At 37.5% G+C, this 24,274-nt stretch carries 23 protein-coding genes, 1 pseudogene and 1 other annotated feature; of the genes and pseudogenes, 20 read left to right on the top strand and 4 right to left on the bottom strand.

Annotation, left to right across the window (positions count from 1 at the left end; translation table 11 throughout):
• Positions 1–362: 362 nt before the first annotated feature.
• The 6 genes from IGI79_RS11930 to IGI79_RS11905 all read left to right on the top strand — a co-directional run bounded on the left by IGI79_RS11930 (position 363) and on the right by IGI79_RS11905 (position 7,298).
• The gene (locus IGI79_RS11930) at positions 363–1,199 is read left to right on the top strand and encodes an ABC transporter permease (protein WP_010734274.1); all 837 of its coding nucleotides are present in this window, start codon (positions 363–365) and stop codon (positions 1,197–1,199) included.
• Positions 1,192–1,971, top strand: a complete 780-nt coding sequence (locus tag IGI79_RS11925; RefSeq protein ID WP_010734275.1) for an ABC transporter permease — start codon at positions 1,192–1,194, stop codon at positions 1,969–1,971. The genes IGI79_RS11930 and IGI79_RS11925 overlap by 8 nt, the downstream gene beginning before the upstream one ends.
• Positions 1,972–2,032: 61 nt before the next feature.
• Positions 2,033–3,073 carry an ABC transporter ATP-binding protein gene (locus IGI79_RS11920; RefSeq protein ID WP_066025580.1) on the top strand — a complete coding sequence of 347 codons (1,041 nt, stop codon included), beginning with the start codon at positions 2,033–2,035 and terminating at the stop codon, positions 3,071–3,073.
• Positions 3,074–3,095: 22 nt separating this feature from the next.
• Positions 3,096–4,157: an ABC transporter substrate-binding protein gene (locus IGI79_RS11915; RefSeq protein WP_023520403.1), complete on the top strand. Its 1,062-nt coding sequence runs from the start codon at positions 3,096–3,098 to the stop codon at positions 4,155–4,157.
• A gap of 109 nt (positions 4,158–4,266) precedes the next feature.
• Positions 4,267–5,991 carry an adenine deaminase C-terminal domain-containing protein gene (locus IGI79_RS11910; RefSeq protein ID WP_065096677.1) on the top strand — a complete coding sequence of 575 codons (1,725 nt, stop codon included), beginning with the start codon at positions 4,267–4,269 and terminating at the stop codon, positions 5,989–5,991.
• The gene (locus tag IGI79_RS11905) at positions 5,988–7,298 is read left to right on the top strand and encodes an amidohydrolase (RefSeq protein WP_065096678.1); all 1,311 of its coding nucleotides are present in this window, start codon (positions 5,988–5,990) and stop codon (positions 7,296–7,298) included. The genes IGI79_RS11910 and IGI79_RS11905 overlap by 4 nt, the downstream gene beginning before the upstream one ends.
• Positions 7,299–7,412: 114 nt before the next feature.
• Here IGI79_RS11905 and sdaAA read toward each other — a convergent pair whose 3' ends face one another.
• Both sdaAA and sdaAB read right to left on the bottom strand, forming a co-directional pair.
• Positions 7,413–8,285 (bottom strand): L-serine ammonia-lyase, iron-sulfur-dependent, subunit alpha, encoded by an 873-nt coding sequence (gene sdaAA / locus IGI79_RS11900; protein WP_438846015.1) that lies wholly within the window; start codon positions 8,283–8,285, stop codon positions 7,413–7,415.
• Positions 8,286–8,300: 15 nt separating this feature from the next.
• Entirely contained in the window at positions 8,301–8,969 is a 669-nt protein-coding gene (gene sdaAB, locus IGI79_RS11895) for an L-serine ammonia-lyase, iron-sulfur-dependent subunit beta (protein ID WP_019722302.1), read from the bottom strand.
• A gap of 320 nt (positions 8,970–9,289) precedes the next feature.
• Between sdaAB and rplK the strand changes: the two genes are divergently transcribed.
• The 5 genes and pseudogenes from rplK to IGI79_RS11870 all read left to right on the top strand — a co-directional run bounded on the left by rplK (position 9,290) and on the right by IGI79_RS11870 (position 13,699).
• Entirely contained in the window at positions 9,290–9,712 is a 423-nt protein-coding gene (gene rplK / locus IGI79_RS11890; protein WP_010734282.1) for a 50S ribosomal protein L11, read from the top strand.
• A 101-nt stretch (positions 9,713–9,813) separates the two neighbouring features.
• Positions 9,814–10,503 carry a 50S ribosomal protein L1 gene (gene rplA, locus IGI79_RS11885; RefSeq protein ID WP_010734283.1) on the top strand — a complete coding sequence of 230 codons (690 nt, stop codon included), beginning with the start codon at positions 9,814–9,816 and terminating at the stop codon, positions 10,501–10,503.
• A 79-nt stretch (positions 10,504–10,582) separates the two neighbouring features.
• Positions 10,583–10,708 (top strand) — a sequence feature (ribosomal protein L10 leader region).
• 170 nt (positions 10,709–10,878) lie between these two features.
• Positions 10,879–11,382: a 50S ribosomal protein L10 gene (gene rplJ, locus IGI79_RS11880; protein ID WP_010734284.1), complete on the top strand. Its 504-nt coding sequence runs from the start codon at positions 10,879–10,881 to the stop codon at positions 11,380–11,382.
• A gap of 58 nt (positions 11,383–11,440) precedes the next feature.
• Positions 11,441–11,809, top strand: coding sequence for a 50S ribosomal protein L7/L12 (gene rplL / locus IGI79_RS11875; protein WP_010734285.1), 369 nt, complete (start codon positions 11,441–11,443; stop codon positions 11,807–11,809).
• 407 nt (positions 11,810–12,216) lie between these two features.
• Positions 12,217–13,699: pseudogene (locus IGI79_RS11870) on the top strand (IS1182 family transposase).
• 1 nt (position 13,700) lies between these two features.
• Here IGI79_RS11870 and IGI79_RS11865 read toward each other — a convergent pair.
• Positions 13,701–13,958 carry a hypothetical protein gene (locus tag IGI79_RS11865; RefSeq protein ID WP_438846014.1) on the bottom strand — a complete coding sequence of 86 codons (258 nt, stop codon included), beginning with the start codon at positions 13,956–13,958 and terminating at the stop codon, positions 13,701–13,703.
• 634 nt (positions 13,959–14,592) lie between these two features.
• On the opposite strand from IGI79_RS11865, the gene IGI79_RS11860 reads away from it, so the two are divergent.
• The 9 genes from IGI79_RS11860 (at position 14,593) to IGI79_RS11820 (ending at position 22,421) form a co-directional block, all read left to right on the top strand.
• Complete coding sequence (locus IGI79_RS11860) at positions 14,593–15,216, top strand: AlbA family DNA-binding domain-containing protein (RefSeq protein ID WP_019722299.1); 624 nt, start codon at positions 14,593–14,595, stop codon at positions 15,214–15,216.
• A gap of 240 nt (positions 15,217–15,456) precedes the next feature.
• Positions 15,457–15,651 (top strand): hypothetical protein, encoded by a 195-nt coding sequence (locus tag IGI79_RS11855; RefSeq protein WP_019722298.1) that lies wholly within the window; start codon positions 15,457–15,459, stop codon positions 15,649–15,651.
• Between the two features lie 123 nt (positions 15,652–15,774).
• Entirely contained in the window at positions 15,775–16,125 is a 351-nt protein-coding gene (locus tag IGI79_RS11850; RefSeq protein WP_019722297.1) for a hypothetical protein, read from the top strand.
• A 615-nt stretch (positions 16,126–16,740) separates the two neighbouring features.
• On the top strand, positions 16,741–17,418 hold the full coding sequence (locus IGI79_RS11845) for a TVP38/TMEM64 family protein (protein ID WP_019722295.1): 678 nt from the start codon (positions 16,741–16,743) through the stop codon (positions 17,416–17,418).
• Positions 17,419–17,498: 80 nt separating this feature from the next.
• Positions 17,499–18,698 carry an MFS transporter gene (locus tag IGI79_RS11840; protein WP_019722294.1) on the top strand — a complete coding sequence of 400 codons (1,200 nt, stop codon included), beginning with the start codon at positions 17,499–17,501 and terminating at the stop codon, positions 18,696–18,698.
• A gap of 212 nt (positions 18,699–18,910) precedes the next feature.
• Positions 18,911–19,429: a hypothetical protein gene (locus IGI79_RS11835; RefSeq protein ID WP_019722293.1), complete on the top strand. Its 519-nt coding sequence runs from the start codon at positions 18,911–18,913 to the stop codon at positions 19,427–19,429.
• 192 nt (positions 19,430–19,621) lie between these two features.
• A complete protein-coding gene (gene nagB / locus IGI79_RS11830) occupies positions 19,622–20,323 on the top strand; it encodes a glucosamine-6-phosphate deaminase (RefSeq protein WP_019722292.1) in 702 nt (233 codons plus the stop codon).
• A gap of 140 nt (positions 20,324–20,463) precedes the next feature.
• A complete protein-coding gene (locus IGI79_RS11825) occupies positions 20,464–21,177 on the top strand; it encodes an MgtC/SapB family protein (RefSeq protein WP_019722291.1) in 714 nt (237 codons plus the stop codon).
• 107 nt (positions 21,178–21,284) lie between these two features.
• Positions 21,285–22,421: an AI-2E family transporter gene (locus IGI79_RS11820; protein WP_019722290.1), complete on the top strand. Its 1,137-nt coding sequence runs from the start codon at positions 21,285–21,287 to the stop codon at positions 22,419–22,421.
• 63 nt (positions 22,422–22,484) lie between these two features.
• On the opposite strand, the gene IGI79_RS11815 is transcribed toward IGI79_RS11820, so the two are convergent.
• Positions 22,485–24,272, bottom strand: a complete 1,788-nt coding sequence (locus tag IGI79_RS11815; protein ID WP_019722289.1) for a glycoside hydrolase family 35 protein — start codon at positions 24,270–24,272, stop codon at positions 22,485–22,487.
• Positions 24,273–24,274 lie beyond the last annotated feature (2 nt).

Here is a 24,274-nt window from a genome sequence, read left to right as displayed (position 1 = left end):
GTTTTTATGGAATAGTTGAGTCGAATAAAAAGAGCAATTAACGAACGTTTTGGACGAATGTTCGGTAATTGCTCTTTTTGTTTTTATGGAAAGTTGATTTTTTCTTTCGGTTGAGATGTATTTCTCAACGCTTTTGATAGTTAATTCGCATTATCTGATAATAATCGTTCGCCTAATAAACATGAACTACTAAAAAACAAGTAAAGTGAGTGTGAATGTTTTTGAATAAAACGGATAAAGACAGGTTTTCCATGAGTTATTTCATATAACTTGAGTTTTTTTCTGAATATATCGCAAAGTTTTCTTGAAAATGTTCGTATTTTTTCTTATAATGAGACAGAACACGAATGAGGGGGAGAACAATGAGGAAGAATGTTCCGTATTTGATCATTGCGCCAGGAACGATCTTATTACTATTTTTTATGATTTTGCCATTGGTCAATATTATATGGCCAACTATTTTTACTGAAACAGGTGCTAGTCTAAGTGCTTACACCAGTTTTTTGACAGATGATTTCAATTTGAAGATTTTTCTTCGAACAATTCGCGTTTCTGTCATTGTGACTTTGATTTCTGCCGTTTTAGGTATTCCAACTGCTTATTTTATTGCAGGTGTGGGTAAAAAGTGGAAAAGTTTATTGATGGCAATGACGATGTTTCCATTATTGACCAATTCAGTCATCCGTAGTTTTGCTTGGATCAACATTTTAGGAAGGACAGGAGTAATCAATAATTTCTTGATTCGCATAGGACTGATCGAACAACCCATCGCCTTACTATATACGGAGTTTGCAATTATTATCGGGTCTGTCTATTTATTCTTACCTACCATGGTCATGACACTTGTTGGCGTGATGGAAAATATTGAGAAAGAAACACTGGAAGCTGCCGAAACGTTAGGTGCGAGTCCGTTTAAAACGTTCTATAAAATTGTCATGCCGCTTTGTATACCTGGAGTGATCGTTGGCAGTATTTTAGTATTTACAGGCACATTGACGGCTTATACGACACCACAACTTTTAGGTGGGAACCAAAATATGATGATGGCGACTTTCTTATACCAGAAAGCATCGACTTTAGGTGATTGGACTTCAGCAAGTGTCATTGCATTGATCATGATCATCACGACTCTGATCGTGAATAAAGGATTGAATATGATTGCTGCACGTTTAGATCGGAGGGAAATGAATCATGCGTAAGCAAAAAGGGATGACGATCATCGCAGTCTTAGTTTTTGCGTTTTTGTTTTTACCATTAGTGATTATTGTTGTAACGTCTTTTGGACAATCATCGACGATACAATTTCCGATTGATGGATTCTCATTAGAATGGTACAAGAAAGCACTAAGTTCTGAAACATTTATGAATAGCTTTAAATTGAGTTTAAGTATTGGCGTAGGGGCTACTCTGTTAGCTTTATTAGTAGGCGTGCCGACTTCTTACGCACTTTCTCGTTACCACATGAAGAGTAAACAGCTTTTTAAAAATTTCTTTTTGTCACCAACGATGATTCCGGGTATCGTTGTCGGCTATTCCTTGTTCCAATACATTGTGATCAAGTTTAACTTGCCGGTGATCCAAGCTTTATTGATTGGTCATTTTTTGATCAGCCTACCGTATATCATTCGCGTCGTAGGTTCAAGCATGGAGCAATTAGATTTTTCGATTGAAGAAGTTGCCTGGACGTTGGGTTGCACCAAAACCCGTGCTTTTATGCAAGTCGTCTTACCAAATGTTTCTTCTGGAATATTTGCGGCGTTTATGCTGGCTTTTGTCAACTCATTCAATAATGTACCAGTTTCAATGTTTTTATCTGGACCAGGAGTAACGATGTTGCCCACTTCATTGTTGAGCTACATTGAATATACGTATGACCCGACTGTGTCGGCGATTTCAGTAATGATCATGGTATTAACCGTTTTCTTAATGTTTATTATTGAGAAAACGTTAGGATTGGCTTCAATCGCTTAACTATTGGGTGAAGAAATCGAACCGTACTTGAGAATGACTGGAAACTATGAGGGGGAGAACCGTGAGTTTTGTAAATTTGAACAATATCCGTGTGAGTTATGACGGAAAACAAAATATATTAGAAGATTTGTCTATTTCAATGGAAAAAGGAGAGCTAGTTTCTTTATTAGGCCCCAGTGGTTGCGGTAAAACAACGACGCTACGTGTGATTGCTGGATTGATTTTGCCGAATGAGGGCTCTTTTGTTCTGGAAGATCAAGAATTAGTGAAAGTTCCTGTGCATAAACGTAATTTTGGTATGGTATTTCAGAGCTATGCGTTGTTTCCTCATTTAACGATTGCTGAGAATGTTGCTTTCGGTTTGAAATTGCGTAAAGAAAATAAAGCGGATATCGCCAAGAAAGTAGCAGATATGTTAGCAATCTGTGGCTTGGAACAGTTGGGTGATCGTTACCCGAAACAACTATCAGGTGGGCAACGTCAACGAGTGGCATTGGCTCGAGCATTGGTTATTGAACCTAAGTTACTACTCCTAGACGAACCATTAAGTAATTTAGACGCGAAACTACGTGTCCAAATGCGGATCGAGATCAAACGTATCCAACAACAACTTGGTATCACAACAGTTTTTGTGACCCACGATCAAGAAGAATGCTTTTCGATCTCGGATAAAGTCGCGGTCATGAATAATGGCGTTATCGAGCAATATGATACACCGGAAACAATCTATCGGCATCCCAAAACTCGTTTTGTTGCACATTTTATCGGTTTTGAAAATTTCTTTCCAGTTGAACAAATCGAAGGCATCCGCTATCAAGCTGCAGGGAATGTCATTGAGACACCTTATGAGCAACCGATAGCAGAGCGATTAGTAGCGACGATCCGTCCCGAAGATATCGAGATTGCCACTGATGCGACACATAACGTTGTAAAAGGTGAAGTGAAAGTCAGAACATTTTTAGGGAAAAGTTACCAGTATGAAGTGACAACGGCTTTAGGTAAGTTCTTAGTAAACGGTACGGATAAACAAATTTACCAAGCAGGGGATCAAATCAACCTGCATTTCCCAAAAGATAAAATCGTTCTTTTGGAAGATAAATAAGCAAAGAAAAGGGGAAAAATCAGTGAAAAAAGGCTTTCTAGTAAGTTCAGTAGTTTTAGCGAGTATGTTTGTATTGACAGCTTGCGGTGGAGGATCTGAAACTAATTCATCCGAAGCGAAAGAGTCAAAAGATCTAGTTGTATCAACATTTGGTTTAAGTGAAGATATCGTGAAAAGCGATGTAATGGATCCTTTTGAAAAAGAATTCGATGCGAAGATCACAATGGATCTAGGGAACAGTGGCGATCGCTTCAACAAATTAATCAGTAATCCTAGAGGAATCGACGTGATTGAGTTAGCGCAAGCGAACTCAGCGGATGGCGCTTCTCAAGAATTATTTGAAAAACTAGATGAATCAAAAATCCCGAATTTAGCGGACTTAACTGAAGGAGCGAAGGAAGTCTTTGATAGTGGTGCGGGTGTTCCGATTGCTGTAAACAGTGTAGGTATCGTTTACGATAGAGAAAAAGTTGGAAAAGAAATTACTAGCTGGTCAGATCTTTGGGATTCAGCATTAGAAGGAAAAATCTCGATCCCGGAAATTACTACGACTGCCGGTCCTTTGATGATGTATATTGCAAGTGATCATGCGGGTGTAGCGATTGAAGATGACAATGGCGAGGCAGCATTTGAAGCCTTAGAAGAATTGAAACCAAATATCGTTAAGACCTATGCTAGATCTTCTGACTTAGCAAACATGTTCCAAGCAGGAGAAATCGAAGCAGCGATCGTGATGGATTTTGCTTATGATATCGTCAAAGGGGATTCTGACACGATCGAATACGTGGTCCCTGAGAGTGGCACATATGCGAACTACAATACGATCAATATTCCAAAAGAAGCAGCGAATAAAGAATTGGCTTACTCATTCATCAACTATAGAATTAGCGAAGAATCACAAAAAACAAAGGCACTTTCATTAAATGAAGCACCGACGAATGATAAAGTGGAGTTGAGTGAAGAAGAAGCTGGTAATATGACGTATGGGGCAGTTGCTGATCGTGCAAAAAATATTGACTTTGATTTCGTGAATAGTCAAATGACTGACTGGATCGATCGTTGGAATCGTTTGATCAACCAATAAACATTTTCCTATCAACGGAAATCATTGAAAAAATAAACATTGGGGTGGTTGTGTCGGAAACGCACAGCCCCCTATTCGTGTCTAAGGACAATAAAAGTGAGGGAAAAATGTGAAGATTGACTTATTGATTAGAGATGCTCAAGTGTATAACACAGCCAAACAATGTTTTGAGAAGAAACATGTCACAGTCAGCGGTGAAAAATTTTATTACATCACAACAAAGGATCTGAGTCACTTGGAGATCCTTCATGAAATTGATGGCCGAGGGAAATACATGATTCCTGGCTTGATTGACAGCCACATGCACATTGAGAGTTCAATGACTACGCCAAGTATTTTTTCAAAGGCCGTTTTACCATTTGGTGTGACTACAGTGATTGCGGATGCGCATGAGATGGCAAATGTTTTTGGGCTTGAAGGGTTGACTGAATTTATGGCTGCAGAAACGGAATTAGATATTTTCCATGCTATCCCATCGTCCGTTCCTTCCACTACACCTGAACTAGAAACTACCGGTGGCATCATTGGGTTAGCTGAAACAGAAAAGTTGTTAGACAATCCAAAAGTGATTTGTTTAGGCGAAGCCATGAATTTTCACGGCATTGCCCATGAACCAACTTCGCTGATTCGCCAAATTATTGACCTATGTAAAGAAAAACGTCCGACGATGCCGTTAGAAGGACATTGTCCTAAAATTTACGAAGAAGAATTGGCAGCATTTATGTATAGCGGGATTTCTTCTGATCATACGCATCAGTTTCCAGAATCCTTAGCAGAAAAAATTGAGAACGGCATGTTTATCCAATTTCAAAACAAGTCGATCACACCGGAAAATATGGCGGTGATCACAGAAAATGAATATTATGACTATGCTTGTCTGATCACTGATGATGTGATGGCAGACGATTTACTCACTGGTCACTTAAATGAAAATTTGAGAAAGGCAGTAGAGGCGGGGTTACCGGTCGAACAAGCGATCTATATGACGACTTATACGCCTGCACGTAGAATGGGTTTGAATGATCGTGGATTGATTGGACCTGGACGAATGGCTGATTTTATTTTGTTAGATGATTTATCTACATTCGCTATTTCTGCGGTCTTTAAATCGGGCAAAGAAGTCTACAGGCAAGGTGAGGCGATCACTTATCCAGAAAAAATCGAACAATTTCCTGCTTCATACAGTCAAACGGTCCATTGTAAAAAGCTTTCTTTAGATGATCTAAGGTTGCCAGTCAAAACGGATTTGGCAAGTGTTCGTTGTAATGTTATTCGTAAACATGAGGTTGGTACGTTTACAGAACGGATCACGAAGGAAATTCCGGTGAAAGATGGATACCTCGATTGGGAAAATTCAGATTGCGCCTTATTGCTCGTGATGGAACGTTATGGAAAGAATGGCAATGTGGCGTATGCTTTGATGGAAGAACCCATTTCAAAACCAGGAAGTATTGCGACGACTTGGGCGCATGATCATCATAACGTGATGGTGATGGGGAATAACTGCCAAGACATTCTGCTGGCTCAGCAAAAATTGTTGGAATTACAAGGTGGCTATGTGGTAGTTAACGAGGGCAAATTAACAGCAACTTGCCCGCTACCGATTGGCGGGATCGTTTCACAAGCGCCAATTGAAGAGTTAGGCCAAGATTTAAAAACTGTGCGTAGAGAAATGCAAAATCTTGGCTATAAAAACATGAATGAGATCATGTCATTTTCTACGTTGTCATTACCAGTTTCACCTGCAATCAAAATGACAGATAAAGGAATGATGAATACGAAAACACAGGAATTTTATCCGTTGGTTTTTCCAAGTGATGGTGTTTTGTTATGAGTACATTGATAAAAAATGTCCACGTTCTAACGATGGATGATCAACTGACTGAATACAAAAACGGGTATGTACGGATTGAAGAAAATCGCATCATTGAGATAGGAGAATGGAGGAAAGGGATAGCGTCTGCGGAGGAAGTCATCGATGGAGCAGGGGGTATCTTGTTGCCGGGTTTTGTGAATACACATACCCATGCTGGGATGATTCCTTTTCGATCTTTAGGAGACGATGTACCAGATCGATTACGTCGGTTCTTATTTCCATTAGAAGCGTTCATGACCCCAGAGCTAGTGGCAGCTAGTACAGCCTATGCAATCAGTGAGATGTTGCTTAGTGGTGTGACAGGTTTTTGTGACATGTATTATTTTGAAGATCAAGTCGCGCAAGTATGTGATCAGTTTAAGATTCGTGCGATTCTTGGTGAAACGATCATTGATATGCCTGTGTGTGATAATGTAGAGCCTTCTGGTGGTTTGACTTATTGTGAGACATTCTTGCCAAAGTGGAAAGATCATCCATTGATTACGCCTGCGTTGGCTCCTCATGCGCCGAATACCAATACCTATGAAGGGTTGAAGCGGACAGTCGAATTGAGTGAACGATTCGATGTGCCGATCACCTTGCATGTGGCAGAAATGGACTATGAAATGCAGGAATTAGCGAAGCAGTATCAACAAACCCCATTCGAGTTGTTGAAAGACTTAGGTTTTATGAACAGACCGTTGATCATGGCCCATTGTATCCATATGACAGAAGCAGATATTGCTTTAGTCGCTACAGCAGGAGAGCAAGTCGGAATTGCGCACTGTATCGGTGCGAACACAAAATCAGCGAAAGGTGTAGCGCCAGTTAAAGCGATGCTTTCTGCGGGTTTAACTGTCGGTTTAGGTACAGACGGTCCAAGTAGTGGCAACACTTTAGACCTCTTTGCACAAATGAAGCTATTTGCCAATTTTCATAAAACCTTTGAAAAAGATCGTGCGCTTTTCCCAGCAAAGGAAATCGTCCGTTTAGCCACTAGAGGTGGGGCGGAGTTGTTAGATTTTAAAGAGACTGGTCAGCTTGTTGTAGGGAACAAGGCAGATTTTATTATCGTTGAGACGCAGTCTGTGAATATGTTTCCGATTTTTGATCCATACTCTGCTTTAGTTTATTCAGCGAATGCTTCCAATGTAGCACATGTATGGGTAGATGGCAGACAGCTTGTACGTGATCATCAGTTAGTCCATCATGACTTTGAACAAATCAAAGCTGACCTCTATGAACAAATGGGGCAATTTGTGTTTGAAGCAAAGCAGAGGATGTAAACAAATAAACCGAATAACTATGGCAACGAATTTGCTACCATGGTTATTCGGCATGTCTTTGGCGATAATGAATTTTGTGCATTTTCTGATTCAGCTTTTTTATATAAGAAGTAACTATACTTGTTTTTCTAAGATTTCTTTCGTCAATCGTTTCGCGGTAGGTGTCACTGCAAGTCCGCCTTCTGCGGTTTCTTTGAAGATCGAAGGCATCTGTCTGCCAACTTGATACATGGCAGCGACCACTTCATCAGGTGGGATCACACTTTCGATGCCAGCTAAAGCCATATCAGCAGAGATGAATGCTTGTGACGAACCTAAAGCGTTTCTTTTGACGCAAGGGACTTCGACGAGGCCAGCGACAGGATCGCAGATCAAACCCATCATATTTTTAAGCGTGATTGCCACAGCTTGAGCGGCTTGATGAGCGGTGCCGTTTTTCGCGCAAACCAAGGCAGCGGAAGCCATCGCACTCGCCGATCCGACTTCTGCCTGACAGCCACCTTCAGCCCCGCTGATCGATGCGTTGTTCGCAATGACCAAACCAAAAGCACCTGCTGTAAATAAGAAGTCGAGTTGTTGTTCATGGGTTAATTGCAAACGATCACGTATGGCCATCAAGACACCAGGGACCACTCCTGCGCTGCCCGCAGTAGGAGTTGCACAGATCAATCCCATTTTGGCATTGACTTCATTCACAGCAATCGCATTACGAACCGCAGTCAAGATTGTTTCACCACTAAGGAAATCAGCGTGAGAAAGGTAGTTATCCATTTTTTTTGCATCGCCGCCAGTGATTCCTGTAACAGAGGTCACACCAGCATTTCCTTCGGCGATCGACTGTTCCATCACGAGTAGATTCTTTTCCATGATCTCGATGATCTGCTCACGAGAACGGTGACTCATTTCCATTTCGACTGCGATCATCAACTCGGCAACGTTAGGATAGGCTTGGGCTTGTTGGACTAATTCTTCAATTGATAAAAACATACCTGGTCTGCTCCTTTACTCGAAATAATTGACACTGTCAATATTTGGTAGCTGTTTTAGTTTTTTTACGGTGTCTTCTACTTGAGGATCGTCCACTTCAATGATCATGATGGCATTTTCACCTTTTGATTCACGAGTGACCGTCATGGTCCCAATATTGGTATTGGTTTCTGAAAGAATATTAGTGACTTTAGCAATCATGCCGGGAACGTCTTGGTGGACGATGATCAAGGTCGGTGTCCCCATGCTCAATGAAATCTTGAAGCCGTTCAATTCAGAGATCTGAATATTGCCTCCACCAATCGAGATACCTGTAACCGAAAGTTTTCGATTGCCTTTTTTTAACAACATTTTGACGGAATTAGGATGATCGGCTTTTTCACTTTTAGGTACAAATAATACTTCCATGCCTGCTTCATGAGCGAACCTTAGCGACTCCGCTAAACGAGAATCATCTGGTTCCATACCCAACAATCCTCCAACTAAGGCAATATCAGTGCCATGTCCACGATAGGTTTTGGCAAAAGACTCATAAAGGTAGATGTCAACAGAATCTGGTTGATCGCCAAAAATACTACGGACGACCTTTCCGATTCTTGCAGCCCCAGCGGTATGCGAACTGCTTGGTCCAATCATGACAGGACCAATAATATCAAATACACTTCTGTATTTTAGCTCTTTCATTATTTCACCTCATTAGAATAGAAGAACTTATTTATTATATATAATATGTATTAGGTTCATACAGGCGTAAGTTTAGCATAAATAAGCGATTTATAAAGAGATTTCTTCACGTTTTAACCAGATATTTAGCTTTTTTTTGGATAAAGGTGAAAATAATCAGAAAAAATTGTTGAAAAAAGAGAAAAATTTGCTATACTGTATCAGTGTGCATTCGTTATGTACATGATATGTCAATTGATTTTAAGATCAACTGACAATACGTGGGAGGAGAAATATGCATCTCCAATTAACCACATCACGGACTTAAGGAGGTATGTCTCGTGGCAAAGAAAGTAGAAAAAATCGTTAAATTGCAAATTCCTGCAGGTAAAGCAACTCCAGCTCCCCCAGTAGGTCCTGCACTAGGTCAAGCGGGTATCAATATCATGGGATTCACAAAAGAATTCAATGCTCGTACAGCTGATCAAGCAGGTTTGATCATTCCAGTTGTGATTTCTGTATACGAAGACCGTTCATTCACATTCGTTACAAAAACACCACCAGCTGCAGTATTATTGAAAAAAGCAGCGAAAATCGAAAAAGGTTCAGGCGAACCAAACAAAAATAAAGTTGCTAAAGTTTCTAGCGATCAAGTAAAAGAAATCGCTGAATTAAAAATGGAAGACCTAAACGCAGCGAACGTTGAAGCAGCAATGCGCATGGTTGAAGGAACTGCACGAAGCATGGGGATCACTGTAGAATAATCTGCACCCTAAGAAAGTAGCTTCTCAGTTGGCCCTGTATTGAAAGGTATAGGACACGTGGGAGGTACAACCGTTATAACCACAATCAAGGAGGAACCAAAATGGCTAAAAAGAGCAAAAAAATGCAAGAAGCATTGAAAAAAGTGGATTCAAGTAAAGTTTATTCTGTCGCTGAAGCAGTAGCATTAGCGAAAGAAACAAACATTGCAAAATTTGATGCAACAGTTGAAGTTGCATACCGTCTAAACGTAGACCCTAAAAAAGCAGACCAACAAATTCGTGGAGCTGTTGTATTACCAAACGGAACTGGTAAAACACAAACTGTTTTAGTATTTGCTAAAGGAGACAAAGCAAAAGAAGCTGAAGCAGCTGGTGCAGACTTCGTTGGTGACGACGACATGGTTCAAAAAATCCAAAACGGATGGTTTGACTTTGACGTAGTTGTTGCAACACCTGACATGATGGCTACTGTTGGTCGTCTAGGACGTGTATTAGGACCTAAAGGCTTAATGCCAAACCCTAAAACTGGTACTGTAACAATGGACGTAACAAAAGCAATCAACGAAGTAAAAGCTGGTAAAGTAACTTACCGCGTTGACAAAGCTGGAAACATCCACGTACCAATCGGTAAAGTTTCTTTCGACAACGAAAAATTAGTTGAAAACTTTGCTGCGATCCATGATGTATTAGTGAAAGCTAAACCATCTGCAGCTAAAGGTCAATACATGAAAAACATTACTGTAACAACAACATTTGGACCTGGTATCCATGTAGACCAAGCTTCTTTCTAATCCAACGATTAGGACGTTGATTGATCCAACTGAAAAATAATTCTTGACTCAACTAGTTTAGCGTGCTAAGCTAGTTGAGGTTAATAATTAACTTGTACCGAAGACAGTAGGTGGCTTAGCCTTAATTTCCTACCGAGGACGTTTATTGAATATATTCAATAGTCCCTCTATGTCTACGGTGGCATAGAGTTTTTTGTTGTGAATCACTAAGAACGAAGAGATTAGATGATGAACAATACTCATTGAGTTGAGCGAAAGGAGTTTCCTTTCGAGCGCAAGCGAGTAGAATCACTAAGAACGAAGTGATTAGATGATGAACAAACGATTCAGTCGTAAAAAACTCTTCCATCAAAATTCAGGAGGTGAAACTCAAAAATGAGTGAAGCAATTATCGCAAAAAAAGCAGCAATCGTTGACGAAGTAAGTGCAAAATTTACTGAAGCAGCTTCTGTAGTCGTAGTTGACTACCGTGGATTAACTGTTGATGAAGTAACTCGCTTACGTAAACAACTTCGTGAAGCTAACGTTGAAATGAAAGTTATCAAAAACTCAATCCTTTCACGTGCAGCGAAAAAAGCCGGCCTAGAAGGCATGGACGAAGTTTTCACTGGCCCTACAGCCGTTGCATTCAGTAACGAAGATGTAGTAGCACCAGCGAAAATCATGGACGAATTTGCTAAAGAAGCAAAAGCATTAGAAATCAAAGGCGGTATCATCGAAGGTAAAGTATCTACATTGGAAGAAATCACAGCATTGGCAAAATTGCCAAACCGCGAAGGACTTCTATCTATGTTGCTATCTGTACTACAAGCGCCAGTCCGCAACGTGGCTTACGCTGTCAAAGCAGTCGCAGACAAAGAAGATGGAGATGCAGCTTAATCGCCGCATAGCATAAACAATAAATAAAAAAAGAACATTTAAAATGGAGGAAACAAAAATGGCATTGAACATTGAAAACATCGTTGCTGAGTTAAAAGAAGCAACTATCCTAGAACTTAACGACCTAGTTAAAGCTATTGAAGAAGAATTTGGCGTATCTGCTGCTGCTCCTGTAGCTGCAGTTGCTGCTGGTGGCGGTGCTGCTGCTGAAGAACAAACTGAATTCACTGTAGAATTAACTGCAGCTGGAGACCAAAAAGTTAAAGTTATCAAAGCAGTTCGTGAAGCAACTGGCTTAGGCTTGAAAGAAGCTAAAGCTGTAGTTGATGGCGCTCCTGCACCAGTTAAAGAAGGCGTTTCTAAAGAAGAAGCTGAAGAATTAAAAGCTAAACTTGAAGAAGTTGGCGCTTCTGTAACAGTTAAATAATTTTATTGATTTTTGATTGGCTAAAAACCTTATTGATTAAGGTTTTTAGCCTTTTTTTTTGTTTTTTGAAATGCTTTTTATTTCTAGTTCTAAACCGTAGCAACACAAGTGAAAATACAAACACCATCTGATCATGAGCAGAAAATAAAGGCGTTTATCAAATCTATTGCTAAAACTTATTCGATATTAGATATAGTTGACGATAGATGATAGTAGATAAAAGGTATTTCGGTTCATGTACATTCTTCTTATAACTCAACTATTATCCAGACGATTTCTGATAGTGTTTTTGTATAAAAAAAACGACTCATTTTGAGTCGTTTCAGATTGTAGACAAAGTACTTATTTATAGTGCTTTGTCTTTTTTTATACGTTAAAATAAAACTATGAATTGGAGGTGTAACCCGATGCTCTCAAAACAAGATATGAGTAAGCGTGCACAGATGGGCTTTTTTGCTCTTGAAGACTTAGTTCCCCAAGACCATTTATTACGACAAATGGATCAGTTTATTGATTTTTCTTTTATTTACGATTTGGTAAAAGATAAATATGATGAAACCCAAGGACGGCCAAGCTTAGATCCCGTTCTTCTAATTAAATTACCGATGATTCAATATTTTTTTGGTATTAAAAGCATGAGACAAACCATCAAAGAAATTGAAGTGAACAACGCTTATCGATGGTTTTTGGGGTTAGGGTTAGAAGATGCAGTTCCTCATTTTTCTACATTTGGTAAAAACTATACGAGACGGTTCAAAGGAACCACTACATTTGAACAAATCTTTTATGAGATTTTAGCACAATGTATGATGGAAGGAATCGTTTATACCTCTGAAGTTTTTATTGATGGGACGCATATTAAAGCACATGCGAATCGAAACAAGAAAGAATCCGTCGAAGTGATGGATCAAGCCTTCTTTTATACGGAAAAATTGACAAAAGAAATTGAAAAAGATCGAGAAAAACGCCTAAAAAAGCCCTTAAAAGAAACAAACGCAGAAACTAAAATAGCTATGAAAAAAACAAGTACGACTGATCCCGAAAGTGGTTGGTTTCATAAAGGTGAGCATAAAGAAGTTTTTGCTTATAGCGCACAAGTAGCATGTGATAAAAATGGCTGGATACTAGGCTATACGACCCACCCAGGAAACTTACATGATAGTCGTACGTTTATTACTTTATTTAAAAAGCTCAAAGGAGCTTTTACTCTAGATAAATTGATTATGGATGCTGGGTATAAAACGCCAGCAATCGCTCAATTACTTCTCGAAGAGAAGCTGACGCCTGTTTTCCCTTATAAGCGACCCATGACGAAAGCGGGTTATTTCAAGAAGAACGACTATGCCTACGATGAATATTATGATTGTTATATCTGTCCTAATGATAAGATCCTCACTTATTCGACAACGAATCGAAAAGGATATTTAGAATACAAAAGTAATCCAGAAGAATGTAAAAATTGTCCTGTTCTATCTACTTGTACAAATTCAAAAAATCATACAAAAGTAATCACCAGACATATTTGGGCGAAAGCAATCGAACGATGTGAGGAAATACGTCACCAAAGAAATTTTAAAGACCTATACAGAAAAAGAAAAGAAACAATTGAACGAATTTTTGGTACAGCAAAAGAATTTCACGGATTACGTTATACGAATCAAATAGGAATTGAAAAAATGCACATGAAAATTGGGCTTACTTTTGCCTGCCTAAATATGAAAAAACTAGTAAAAATCAAAAAAGGCAGAGCAAGAAAGGAGTGTTTTTCTTTAGAAAAACAAAGCTATTTCTCTTTAATTCTTGAAAACATACATATAAAAAAGACAAACCTCATTTTTACATAAGGTTTGTCTACAATCTGAAACGACTCATTTTGAGTCGTTTAAATAGATTATTGTAATAGATCATTAATTTCTTTAAACTCTTTATCGAGTTCTTTTTCATCATATTTTTCGTATTTATCAGCTTCATGAAGAATTTTTTTGATTTCATGGATCGCCTTACGTTCAACTAACCATTTTTTTAGGTTGTGTTTTTTTTCTGGATTTTCAGATAACGTATCAAGTTCATTTAATTCTTTATCCAGTTTATTGACTGTAGCAACAATTTCGTCTAAAGTTTTTTCTTCTTTGTGTTCTAAATCTGACATTTATCTTCACGTCCTTTTTATTTGATAATTCAAGTATAGGACGTTGCCAAAAATTCTTCAAAATAAAACCCCTGTATATGTTTATTTGCATAAAGGAGAAGAACATAATAAAAGTACATAATACTATATGTGAATAGCTTATATGAACTAATGCTTAGTGACAAAGGTAAAAATTATTCAACAAAATATTTTTGTCATCATATCAAAATAATCAATTTCATAACCGTCCATACACGTACCTTTATTATGATAACAAGTTTGTTGCCGCGATTTCTCATTTACATACTCAAAAATAAATTAGTGGTAACAACCTGTACCTTTAGCTTAGTTAGATAGAGTATTTAGCTCATAATAGAAGGGGTGTAGGTTCGAGTCCTAGAGTATACAAAAAAACCTCTCATTAAAGTTATTCTCTATCTAATGATGGGCATAATATTCAGATTAAAATATATTAAACCTAAAATTATATCTCGAATTTTTATATTGTCAATTCTTTTGAAATACTTTTGATTTATCTAGACTATTGAGTATATTTATTTTGGAAAGGTTGAAATAGCAACTTTTTTCAAAGAAGAATACTTTTGAAATGCTTTTGAATTAAGATCAGGGGGTGTAAAAAATTAAGTTTATTGAATTGAAAGATGAAATCTTCACAGAACCAAGAGAAAATTTCCAACTTGAGTTTAAAAAGTCTCAAACTAAACTATCGAATGATGTATGGTCAACTTATAGTGCGTTTGCAAATACTAATGGCGGAATTATAATTTTAGGTATAGAAGAGCTAGTATCCAAAAAAGAATACCAAATAGTTGGAGTCGACAACCCAGAAAAAGTTATTACGGAATTTTGGAATTGTATTCATGATAAACAAAAAGTTAGTGTTAATTTACTTACTAATGAAGATGTTCAAACATTCAAAGTATCAGGTAAATCTATTATAGAAATAAATGTACCCAAAGCATCGTATGAAAGAAGACCTGTTTATATAAACAATAACAAAAGTAAAACATATATTAGAACAGACGATGGAGATCGTATTGCAGATGATGCACAATTTAAATATCTAATCGTAGACTCGCAGAATGATATTGATAGTGAGCTGTTGCAAAACTATGACATAGACGATTTAAATCTTGAAACAGTGAACGAATATAGAAATCTACTTTATAAAAATACGAATAATTCTAAATATTTAGAGCTTAGTAAAGTAAAATCTCCCTCAATGACACTTGTGGGATATTTTCCGTTTTTTAATTAATGTTCTGAATAATTTTTATACTAAAATCGTCGCGCAAACCAACTCCCAACTAAATGCCATTCCCATCCACCTTCGGGTGGTATTTTTTATAGCAGATATAATTAAAACGAATAAAAATCCTTGTTTTTATAGACTATAATTATGTTGTGGTACATGATCTTCTGTGTTTTCTGACACTTTTTTCTCAGCTGCTTGAAAGAGTAGCCTTTACATAAATAATTTAACAAAGAAGGTATAGTTATGTATTATGTAGAAGTCCAAACGCGAGGAGTAAAAAATAAACAGTATGTTAAAACAGTACGCCATAATTATCCATTATTAGGATCATGGGAAGAAGCTGAACCATTTTCAAAAGAATGTGCATTGCAAATAAAGTCAATATTAGAACAAGAATTAACTTGTGGAAAAGCAAATGTCACTATCATAGAAAAGTGACAATGATTGAAACTTTAATCAGGCAAAGCAATAGAAGGACAACACGTACTTAATTTCATAAAGGTTATCAGTGAGAAAGTGTGGATAGATAAACTTTAAAAATATATGTAAGAAGGGATAGGCATGACATATGAAGTTAAAGTCAGTAAAGAAATTCTGAATATATTTTCTGAGAATCAATCAAAAAGGTATCAAGAAATAATCTTATATAAAGTGAATGAGTACTTGACACACAACTTTTATCGAATCAAACTTGTTGATACACCTGTAAAACAATCAATTTATGAAATGAAAATCCGCTTAGGAAAAGAAAATTTCCGAATTGCTTTTATGATAGAGGATAAAAAGGTACAAGTTTTTTATATTAGTCGAACGTTAAAAAAAGAATTATTTGATAAAGAAGTAAACAAATTTATTCATCGATTCAATAAAAATCACAGAATTACTAAGTCTATCAAGAAAGTAGAGGCATAGTAAAATGAACATGATTTGTAAAAAGCAATTAAAGCAATTTTTGAAAAGAAAATTTAAATCGAAGGATTGTTTTAAGTTAAAAATTCTTACGTTCAAAAAAGATCGCTATTTACTTATCAGTTATGATCAAGAACGATATACAATAGTTGAAGATGGATTCGAAAAGAGTAAGTATGAATTCGACTCTTCAGATGAAGCAATAAAAGCAGTGATGAAAATGGCAAATATTGAATTTAAACGTAGCTATAGACTTCATGTACAATAAATCTTCTGATAGTAAAGTCTGATGAATCGAAAAATCCTCTTACGATGTAGAAAGAAATAGGAAATATTAATAAATGAAAAATTAGAAAGCCAGATATTAAAGCCACCAAGGTAAACTAAAAGCAGTGAATTATTGCAAAATAAAAGTAATTAAATCTTTTTCTATTCATGATTATGAACCGAAACTTTAACATGAGTAGTTCCGGTATTTTTTGAGCGAATTGTATTGTCTTCAGCAAGTTTAGAATAATAGTGATTGAAAGTCTGGTATTTTAAGTATCACGTTTGTTCTGTTTCCTCATCTAATGATACACTAACAGTGAGTAAGTCTGAGGAGGAGAAGAAGTCGCTATGAAAAAGCAATATATACGTAATACACTGATTGGTTTAGGATTACTGCTGATTTTGTTTGTTGGCTATCAACTTTATTTAGAGTATCGACCAGATATCCACTTATTGCTAGATCCACGGGCAAGTCGCAAAGAATGGATGCGAGAAATTCGTTCACACGGAGTATCTGCTGCGTTTATTTTGACGTTATTGATCAGTTTGATGTGTGCGGTGCCAGGTATTCCTACTTCTGTGATCGGTGTGGTCGTTGGCCTAAGTTATGGTCCATTTCTAGGAACAGTTATCAATGTAACAGGCAATGCACTTGGAAATATCTTATCGATCGTTTTGATGCAACATTTAACCTTTATGGATCATAGTAAAAAAGAGAATCGTTGGGTCAAAGCAATACGTCGGATGAAGCATCCAAAAATAGGAGTCATGATCGGCTATATGGTACCGGTGATTCCGTCTTCTGTCGTTAACTTTGCCGCAACCTCCTTAAATCTTTCGGTTCGTGAGTTATTATTATCGATCCTTATCGGCGTAGTGCCATCTTCCCTTTTATATGCGTGTGGCGGAGAAGCATTGTTTCATGGGGAACATATAAAAGCACTTGTTTTGGTCGCTAGTGTGTTAGTTTTAACAGTATTGGTGGTCATTATCTATCGAGATCGAAGAAAACATTTAGTTAAATAACTTTATTTATTTTATTTGAGCCTCCCTGTTTTCAATTATTCTAAGAAGTTGTAAACTAAGAAAGGAAATGGGGGAATCCGATGGAAATGAATAAGCAAACACCGCTTTCGAAATCATTGATTTTATTATTAGCGATCACCTGTGGGGTAGTCGTCGCAAATATGTATTATATCCAACCAATTGGCACAAAAGTAGCGGCAAATTTATCAGTCAATACGAGTGCTGTGGGTTTGTTGACGATGCTGACTCAGTTAGGCTATGCATTAGGATTATTATTTTTAGTTCCATTAGGGGATGTCGTCGATCGACCTAAATTGATCATTCGCATGGCGGGATTATCTGCACTATCCTTATTAGCAGCCTTTTTCGCACCAAACTTTGCTCTATTTGCAGTTGCTTCTTTCTTGATTGGTCTACTATCGATTGTTCCACAAATCATTATTCCTTACGGCGCCGTACTTGCAGGACCAGCAGCGCGAGGAAAAACCATGGGGATCTTATTGAGTGGTTTACTAATGGGCATCTTGCTCTCTCGAACTGTTTCAGGACTTCTTGCTAGTTGGTTTTCTTGGCGTAGTGTTTACCTATTTGCCCTTTGCCTAGTTGGAGCGCTCACTGTGCTACTCTATTTAAAATTACCGAGAACACAAGGAACGTTGGAAAAAGAGTCAACAGTCTCTTATCTTGCCTCACTAAAAAGCTTACCGAAACTCGTCAAAGAGCAACGATTGTTGCGTGAAGCTGCAATCAATGGCTTTTTTATGTTTGGAACGTTTTCGCTTTTTTGGTCAACGCTGATCTTTTATATCAGTAGCCCAGCCTATGGTTGGGGAACTTTTGAAGCAGGGATCTTGGCAATCTTTGGTTTGTCGGGAGCAGTAGCTGCGCCGATCGTGGGCCGCTTGGCGGATAGTTATTCAGAAAGAAGAATCGTTGGCATGGGCTTAGTGATGCAGACAATCAGTTTCCTAGCCTTATTCATTGCGGGTGACTATGTTGCTGTCCTATTAGTTGCAATCATTTTATTAGATGTTGGGAACCAGTTCGGGCAAGTAGCGAATCAAAGCAGAGTACAAGGTCTTGGCGAAGCAACAAGTAACCGCAACAACACGATTTTTATGTTTATGTACTTTATCGGTGGAGCAACAGGCTCTTTATTAGGCTCAATGATGTGGCAGCATTATGGTTGGGTAGGTGTGACTGTTACGGGACTGATTTTCCAATTGTGCGCGTTTATCTTTCAAGCAATTATTTATCCTGATAAAAGAAAAATAAGCTAGAATAAATTAATTAACTATATAAATTTTGTATACCAACTAAAGGAGAGGATAGGTTCTTTTTAGTTGGTATATTTTGTTATAGCATAATTATGGATTTATATCTTGGTTATCAAGAAAAAATTGCATTCTATTTTAATAAATGGTTTTTTTATTAAAATAGAGTGAAGGAGAAGTGGTGAAAATGAGCTATATACCATTAAAAATTACTTTTTATGAAAATAGAAACGAATTCGAGGAAGAGTATAACTCTAGATTTAACTTTTTTTCTACTTTTAACTGGGATCACAATTTCAAATGCAATCACACATGATAAAAAAGCTTATGGAAAGTTATTCGAAGAAGTTTCAAATCCGAGAAATAAAGCGGATTTGACTCTGTTTGTACAAAATATGTATCAATTGATTATTGATGGACAAACTAAGGTGATTGAAGAGCTACAGATAGCAAAAGCCAAACTAGATAATGCAATTAATAATCTTAAACAATTGGATCTGAAAGACAAAGATATGGTTGAAGTATTATTTGTATTGATTCAAGGTCATTTATATAATGAGGTAAATGAATATATTACAGATATTGAATTGAGAAAACACCTTAATATATCTTATCCTAAATTAAAACAAATCAATCAATATTTGATCGCTAAAAAGCTCATTGTACAGATTAAAAAGAAACCCTCAATCCATATCCTTTCATCAGAATTTCAAGAGAGGCTAGAATCATTCTCATAAGAACGAAATTTTGTGATATGTTTTGTTTACCTATTATTTATTTTCAAATTTGTAGGGGATTGTTTTGGTAAACGGAATAATGATAGTTACACCTTAATAAATGATTTTTTTATATTTGGTCTATACAGATATTGCCATTTTGAAATAAAGGTGCTATAATTGGGCTATACCAAAACAAAAGGAGTAATCGTTATGGAAATCATTCGTGTGAAAAATGCTGAAGAAGGCGGAAAAAAAGCTTTTGAGATAATTAAAGATGGAATGGAAAATGGTGCGAAAGTTCTAGGTTTAGCCACAGGGAGTACGCCGATCACTTTATATAAAGAAATGACTTCAAGCGACATGGATTTCAGTAACATGACTTCTGTTAACTTGGATGAGTATGTTGGACTAGGTGGCTCAGATGATCAAAGCTACCGCCATTTTATGAATGTTGAATTATTTGACAAGAAACCATTTAAAGAAACATTCGTACCTGATGGAAAAGCAGCTGATTTAGATCAAGCTTGTCAATCCTACGACCAAATCATTGAAGAACATCCAATCGATATCCAAATTTTAGGGATCGGTCAAAACGGTCACATCGGTTTTAATGAGCCTGGTGCTCCATTTGATGGGAAAACAAGTGTTGTTGATTTAACTGAATCAACAATCAATGCCAATAAACGTTTCTTTGATAAAGTGGAAGACGTCCCAACGAAAGCAGTTTCTATGGGAATCGGCTCAATTCTAAACGGTAAAAAAATCGTCTTGATGGCTTATGGCGAAAGTAAAGCAGAAGCAATCAAAGGAATGATCAACGGACCTGTTACCACAGATATGCCAGCAAGTGCTTTGCAAAATCATGATGACGTGATAGTCATTGTTGATGAAGCAGCAGCAAGCAAATTATAATAGAAAAGATTTCAGTCACTGGAGATCATCTGGTTTTTATCAGATGATCTGGCACAGTGGCTTTTTTTAGGTCATAAAAAATAGTTATATTTTGTTTGTTTTTTTTAGTCGTGCTATATTTGATAGGAGGGGGGATATTCATGGAGGATATGGTTTTATCCATACCAGAAATTATTATAAGATTGAGTATCGCATTGCTTTTTGGCGGAGCAATTGGTTTTGAGCGACAATATAAAAACCGTCCAGCAGGGATGCGTACACATATTTTGGTTTGTATGGGGGCTTGTATTATTGCCTTGATCCAAGTGGAAATTGCCAGTGGTGCGTTGAGAAATGCATTAGAGTATCCTGAATTAGTTGGGACCCTCCGTTCAGATGAAGCTCGCTTGATCGCACAAGTTGTCAGTGGCGTCGGCTTTTTAGGAGCAGGTACGATCATTGTTACGAAACAATCAGTGACTGGGTTAACGACCGCAGCATCACTTTGGGCAATCGCAGGATTGGGTATTGCAATCGGAATGGGTTTTTATGCCATTGCACTCATTAGTTTCGTCGGTATTGTGTTTGCATTGACTGTAGTGAAGCGCATCATCCATGTACCAACAACAAAAAAATTAGTGATTCAATTTATTCATCGAAAAGAAACCAAGGATTTCTTGAATGATTATTTTGAAAAAAGAAACATTACGATCGAGGATGTCAATTTTGATGTAAAATTTGTGGATGATTACCGTATTTATAAGAATGTTTATACGATCGATTTACCAAAAGGATTGACGTATGCAGAAGTGATCGAAGAATTATCCACGTATAAAAATATTACTAACTTACATCTGGTTAGTTTATCTACCTGAGTAACCACTTTTTTTAAATAACAAGAAATAAAAGAAAAAATAGCGCTTTACCGATGAATAAATGATAAAATAAGAGTATCTGTAAGCATGAAATTTGGAGGATATCTATGTATTCAAGGTTCAAAGAGTCAAAATTGTTGTTTTGGACAGTGGAATTAGTCTTAACGATTATTGGCGTTTTCTTTATTTTACGTATGCCAAATGTGTTTCACCCGATTTTGAGAATGGCATCTGCAATCATTATGCCGTTGATCATTGCTGGATTTTTCTATTACATGTTTAATCCAGTTGTCTTGTTTTTAGAAAAACATCGAGTACCACGCGTGTTGGGCTATCTATTGACATTGATCGTTTTATTAGTGATCGTCTTTTTGACCGTCATGAACATCTTGCCTCAATTGGTTGATCAAGCAGTGCAATTAACCAGAAGTATCCCTGCATATGCAGACGAAACAAGTCGTTGGTTGACTGAGATCATGCAAAGAGAAGAGTTTCGTTCATTGAATCTAGAAGAACAGTTTGCGTCTGCCAATTTGTCGTTGAGCAACTTGTTCAATATCTTGTTGGTTAGTCTGACAGGGAGCGTTTCAAGAATTCTTTCTTTTATGATGCAATTCTTTATTTTATTGTTTACTGTCCCATTCATCTTATTATTTATGTTCAAAGATGGACATAAATTTATCGATGCGTTATCGCCTTTCTTTCCTCAAGCAATTCGAGGAGAATTACGCCAAACGGTCAGAGAGTTGAATGAAACACTATCTGCTTATATCAGTAGCACGATCGTGGATGCAGTGATCATTGGCGTGATGAGTTTTATTGCAATGACGATTTTCAAGCAGCCGTATAGTTTGTTGCTGGCAGTCGTTTGCGGAGTGACGAATATCATACCGTACGTTGGCCCTTTTATTGGTGCAGTACCAGCTATTATTGTCGGACTGTTTATTTCGCCATTTCAAGCACTCTACATGGCGTTATCTATTCTTGTTATCCAACAATTGGATGGCAATGTGATCAAGCCATTACTCTTCGGAAAAACAATGAACATTCATCCACTAACGATCATTTTAGTATTGATCGGTGCAGGAAGTGTTGCTGGGATCATGGGAATGTTGATCTGTATCCCTGTGTATGCGGTGATCAAAACATTAGTATTGAACATTCGTAAGATTTATTTATTGCGGAAGTTTGAACAAGTTCCAGCAGAAGAACAACCCAAGAAAATTGAATTAGAACATGAATAACTGTCAACGAAAAGAGACGAGGGTCATCAGATGATGACCCTCGTCTTTGTTTAGTTATCATTATCAAACACTTTGCTCAACTTTCGGTTCTGCGAGAAAATCTAAAGAGTGGATCTCGACGCCTTCTGTTTCGAAAATCACCACTTCATTTTTCCCTTTTTTAAGGAAATCTTTTGGACAATAAAGTGAATAGATCGGTCCACGATTCCAATAGCGGCCAAGGTTGATCCCATTGACAAAAATCACTCCTTTACCATAGTTGGAACAATCGATATACGTATCTACCGGCTCGGCTACATCAAATGATACCTGGTAAAACGAAGGGTGAGCTGGATTTTTGCCAGCTTGATAGTCGATCAGCTGAAGTTGCTCGGCTGATAGTGGCAAAGGATAATGTAGATAGCCTTGATGGAAATGGATATCTTGCATGATTCCGCCACGAATCCCTTTTGTTTGGGTCGGGTTATTCAATTTTGAGCCATAATTGACTCTTCCATGATTTTCTACTAATACATCTAATTGGATTTCTTCGCTTTCTGTCTTTCCTTGGATCATGAACTCTTCACCGATCGTTGTTTGGTCTTGCGTCAATTGATAGGTTTCGTCCACATAAACGGAAACTCGATCACTTGCTTCGATGATCCGCACTTTGTTTTCATGGTAATAGTTTTTCAGCACTAAGGAATATAAGACATAGCCATATCCATTGCTGACTTGTTCCATCGTCATAGGATATGCGGTAGGTACCGCTTTTGCTAGTGTTTCTTTTGTATTTAGTAAAGAAACGCTAGTATCAATTGGGTAACTCCCAAGAGAGTCTAATTGTTTTGTACGTGGTTCTGCTTGCCATACGTCGGGGCAAACTTCTTTGATTGCTTGTTGGACAGCATAATATTTTTCTGTAGGTTCACCAGCTTCAGTGAGCAACGCATCGTAGTCATAGCTTGTCAATTGCGGTAAGTCGGTATTTCCACGAGCAGAACAGCCATTATAAAAACCAAAATTGGTGCCTCCATGGAACATGTACAGATTCAAAGAACCAACTTTTAACATATCTTTGACTTCATTCGCTAGGTCTTGAGCATCTCGTTTGATGATCGGCTCGCCCCAGCGATTGAACCAACCATCCCAATATTCCATACACATCAAGGGCCATTTTTTCCCATGCTTCTCAAAAAAGGCTTGCAAGACCGCACTATTCTCTTTAGAATGACTACCAAAATTACCAGTGACGAATACATCATCTTCAATCAGCGTTCCAGCATCCAATACTTCATTCCAAGCACCATCAGAAGTAAATAGAGGAACAGTGATTCCGGCATTCTCTAGTAGTTGCTTCGTTTCACGTAGATACGCTTTTTCCATTCCATAAGAACCATATTCATTCTCGATTTGGATCATGATAACAGGGCCACCGTTTGAAATCTGCAAAGGTAGGATCTTAGGCAGTAAGGCATCATAGTATTTTTTGACTTTTGTCATAAATCGTTCATCCGTCGAACGCAAACGAATACCTGGTTCTTTTAATAACCAAGCGGGTAGACCGCCAAACTCCCATTCTGCACAAATGTATACAGAAGGACGTAGGATCACCATTAGTCCGAGTTGTTGAGCAAGTGCAACAAAAGCAGTGAAATCATTCATTCCTTCGAAGTTGAATTCGCCTTCTTTGGGTTCATGGATATTCCAAGGAATATAGGTTTCGACAGTATTTGCGCCCAATGCTTTCAAGTTATATAAGCTATCTTCCCATTGTGATTGAGGAAGACGAAAATAGTGAATGGCGCCACTGATCAATTTGATCGGTTGCCCATCTAAAAGAAAGTCTTCTTTTATTTCAAAAGTTTGCATGT

The organism is Enterococcus sp. AZ084 (genome assembly GCF_051714905.1).
GTDB classification, from domain to species: Bacteria; Bacillota; Bacilli; order Lactobacillales; family Enterococcaceae; genus Enterococcus_B; species Enterococcus_B pernyi.
This window is presented reverse-complemented; position numbering and strand designations above follow the sequence as displayed.

Coding starts and splice junctions, on each gene's coding strand:
- sdaAA (WP_438846015.1), bottom strand. CDS start 8,285: ATGTTTTTATCAATTGAAGAATTAGTCCAACAAGCCCAAGCCTATCCT.
- rplJ (WP_010734284.1), top strand. CDS start 10,879: ATGAGTGAAGCAATTATCGCAAAAAAAGCAGCAATCGTTGACGAAGTA.
- nagB (WP_019722292.1), top strand. CDS start 19,622: ATGGAAATCATTCGTGTGAAAAATGCTGAAGAAGGCGGAAAAAAAGCT.
- IGI79_RS11930 (WP_010734274.1), top strand. CDS start 363: ATGAGGAAGAATGTTCCGTATTTGATCATTGCGCCAGGAACGATCTTA.
- rplA (WP_010734283.1), top strand. CDS start 9,814: ATGGCTAAAAAGAGCAAAAAAATGCAAGAAGCATTGAAAAAAGTGGAT.
- IGI79_RS11845 (WP_019722295.1), top strand. CDS start 16,741: ATGAAAAAGCAATATATACGTAATACACTGATTGGTTTAGGATTACTG.
- IGI79_RS11825 (WP_019722291.1), top strand. CDS start 20,464: ATGGAGGATATGGTTTTATCCATACCAGAAATTATTATAAGATTGAGT.
- IGI79_RS11815 (WP_019722289.1), bottom strand. CDS start 24,272: ATGCAAACTTTTGAAATAAAAGAAGACTTTCTTTTAGATGGGCAACCG.
- IGI79_RS11850 (WP_019722297.1), top strand. CDS start 15,775: ATGACATATGAAGTTAAAGTCAGTAAAGAAATTCTGAATATATTTTCT.
- IGI79_RS11835 (WP_019722293.1), top strand. CDS start 18,911: ATGAAAATAGAAACGAATTCGAGGAAGAGTATAACTCTAGATTTAACT.
- IGI79_RS11865 (WP_438846014.1), bottom strand. CDS start 13,958: ATGTCAGATTTAGAACACAAAGAAGAAAAAACTTTAGACGAAATTGTT.
- IGI79_RS11820 (WP_019722290.1), top strand. CDS start 21,285: ATGTATTCAAGGTTCAAAGAGTCAAAATTGTTGTTTTGGACAGTGGAA.
- IGI79_RS11905 (WP_065096678.1), top strand. CDS start 5,988: ATGAGTACATTGATAAAAAATGTCCACGTTCTAACGATGGATGATCAA.
- IGI79_RS11925 (WP_010734275.1), top strand. CDS start 1,192: ATGCGTAAGCAAAAAGGGATGACGATCATCGCAGTCTTAGTTTTTGCG.
- sdaAB (WP_019722302.1), bottom strand. CDS start 8,969: ATGAAAGAGCTAAAATACAGAAGTGTATTTGATATTATTGGTCCTGTC.
- IGI79_RS11855 (WP_019722298.1), top strand. CDS start 15,457: ATGTATTATGTAGAAGTCCAAACGCGAGGAGTAAAAAATAAACAGTAT.
- rplL (WP_010734285.1), top strand. CDS start 11,441: ATGGCATTGAACATTGAAAACATCGTTGCTGAGTTAAAAGAAGCAACT.
- IGI79_RS11840 (WP_019722294.1), top strand. CDS start 17,499: ATGGAAATGAATAAGCAAACACCGCTTTCGAAATCATTGATTTTATTA.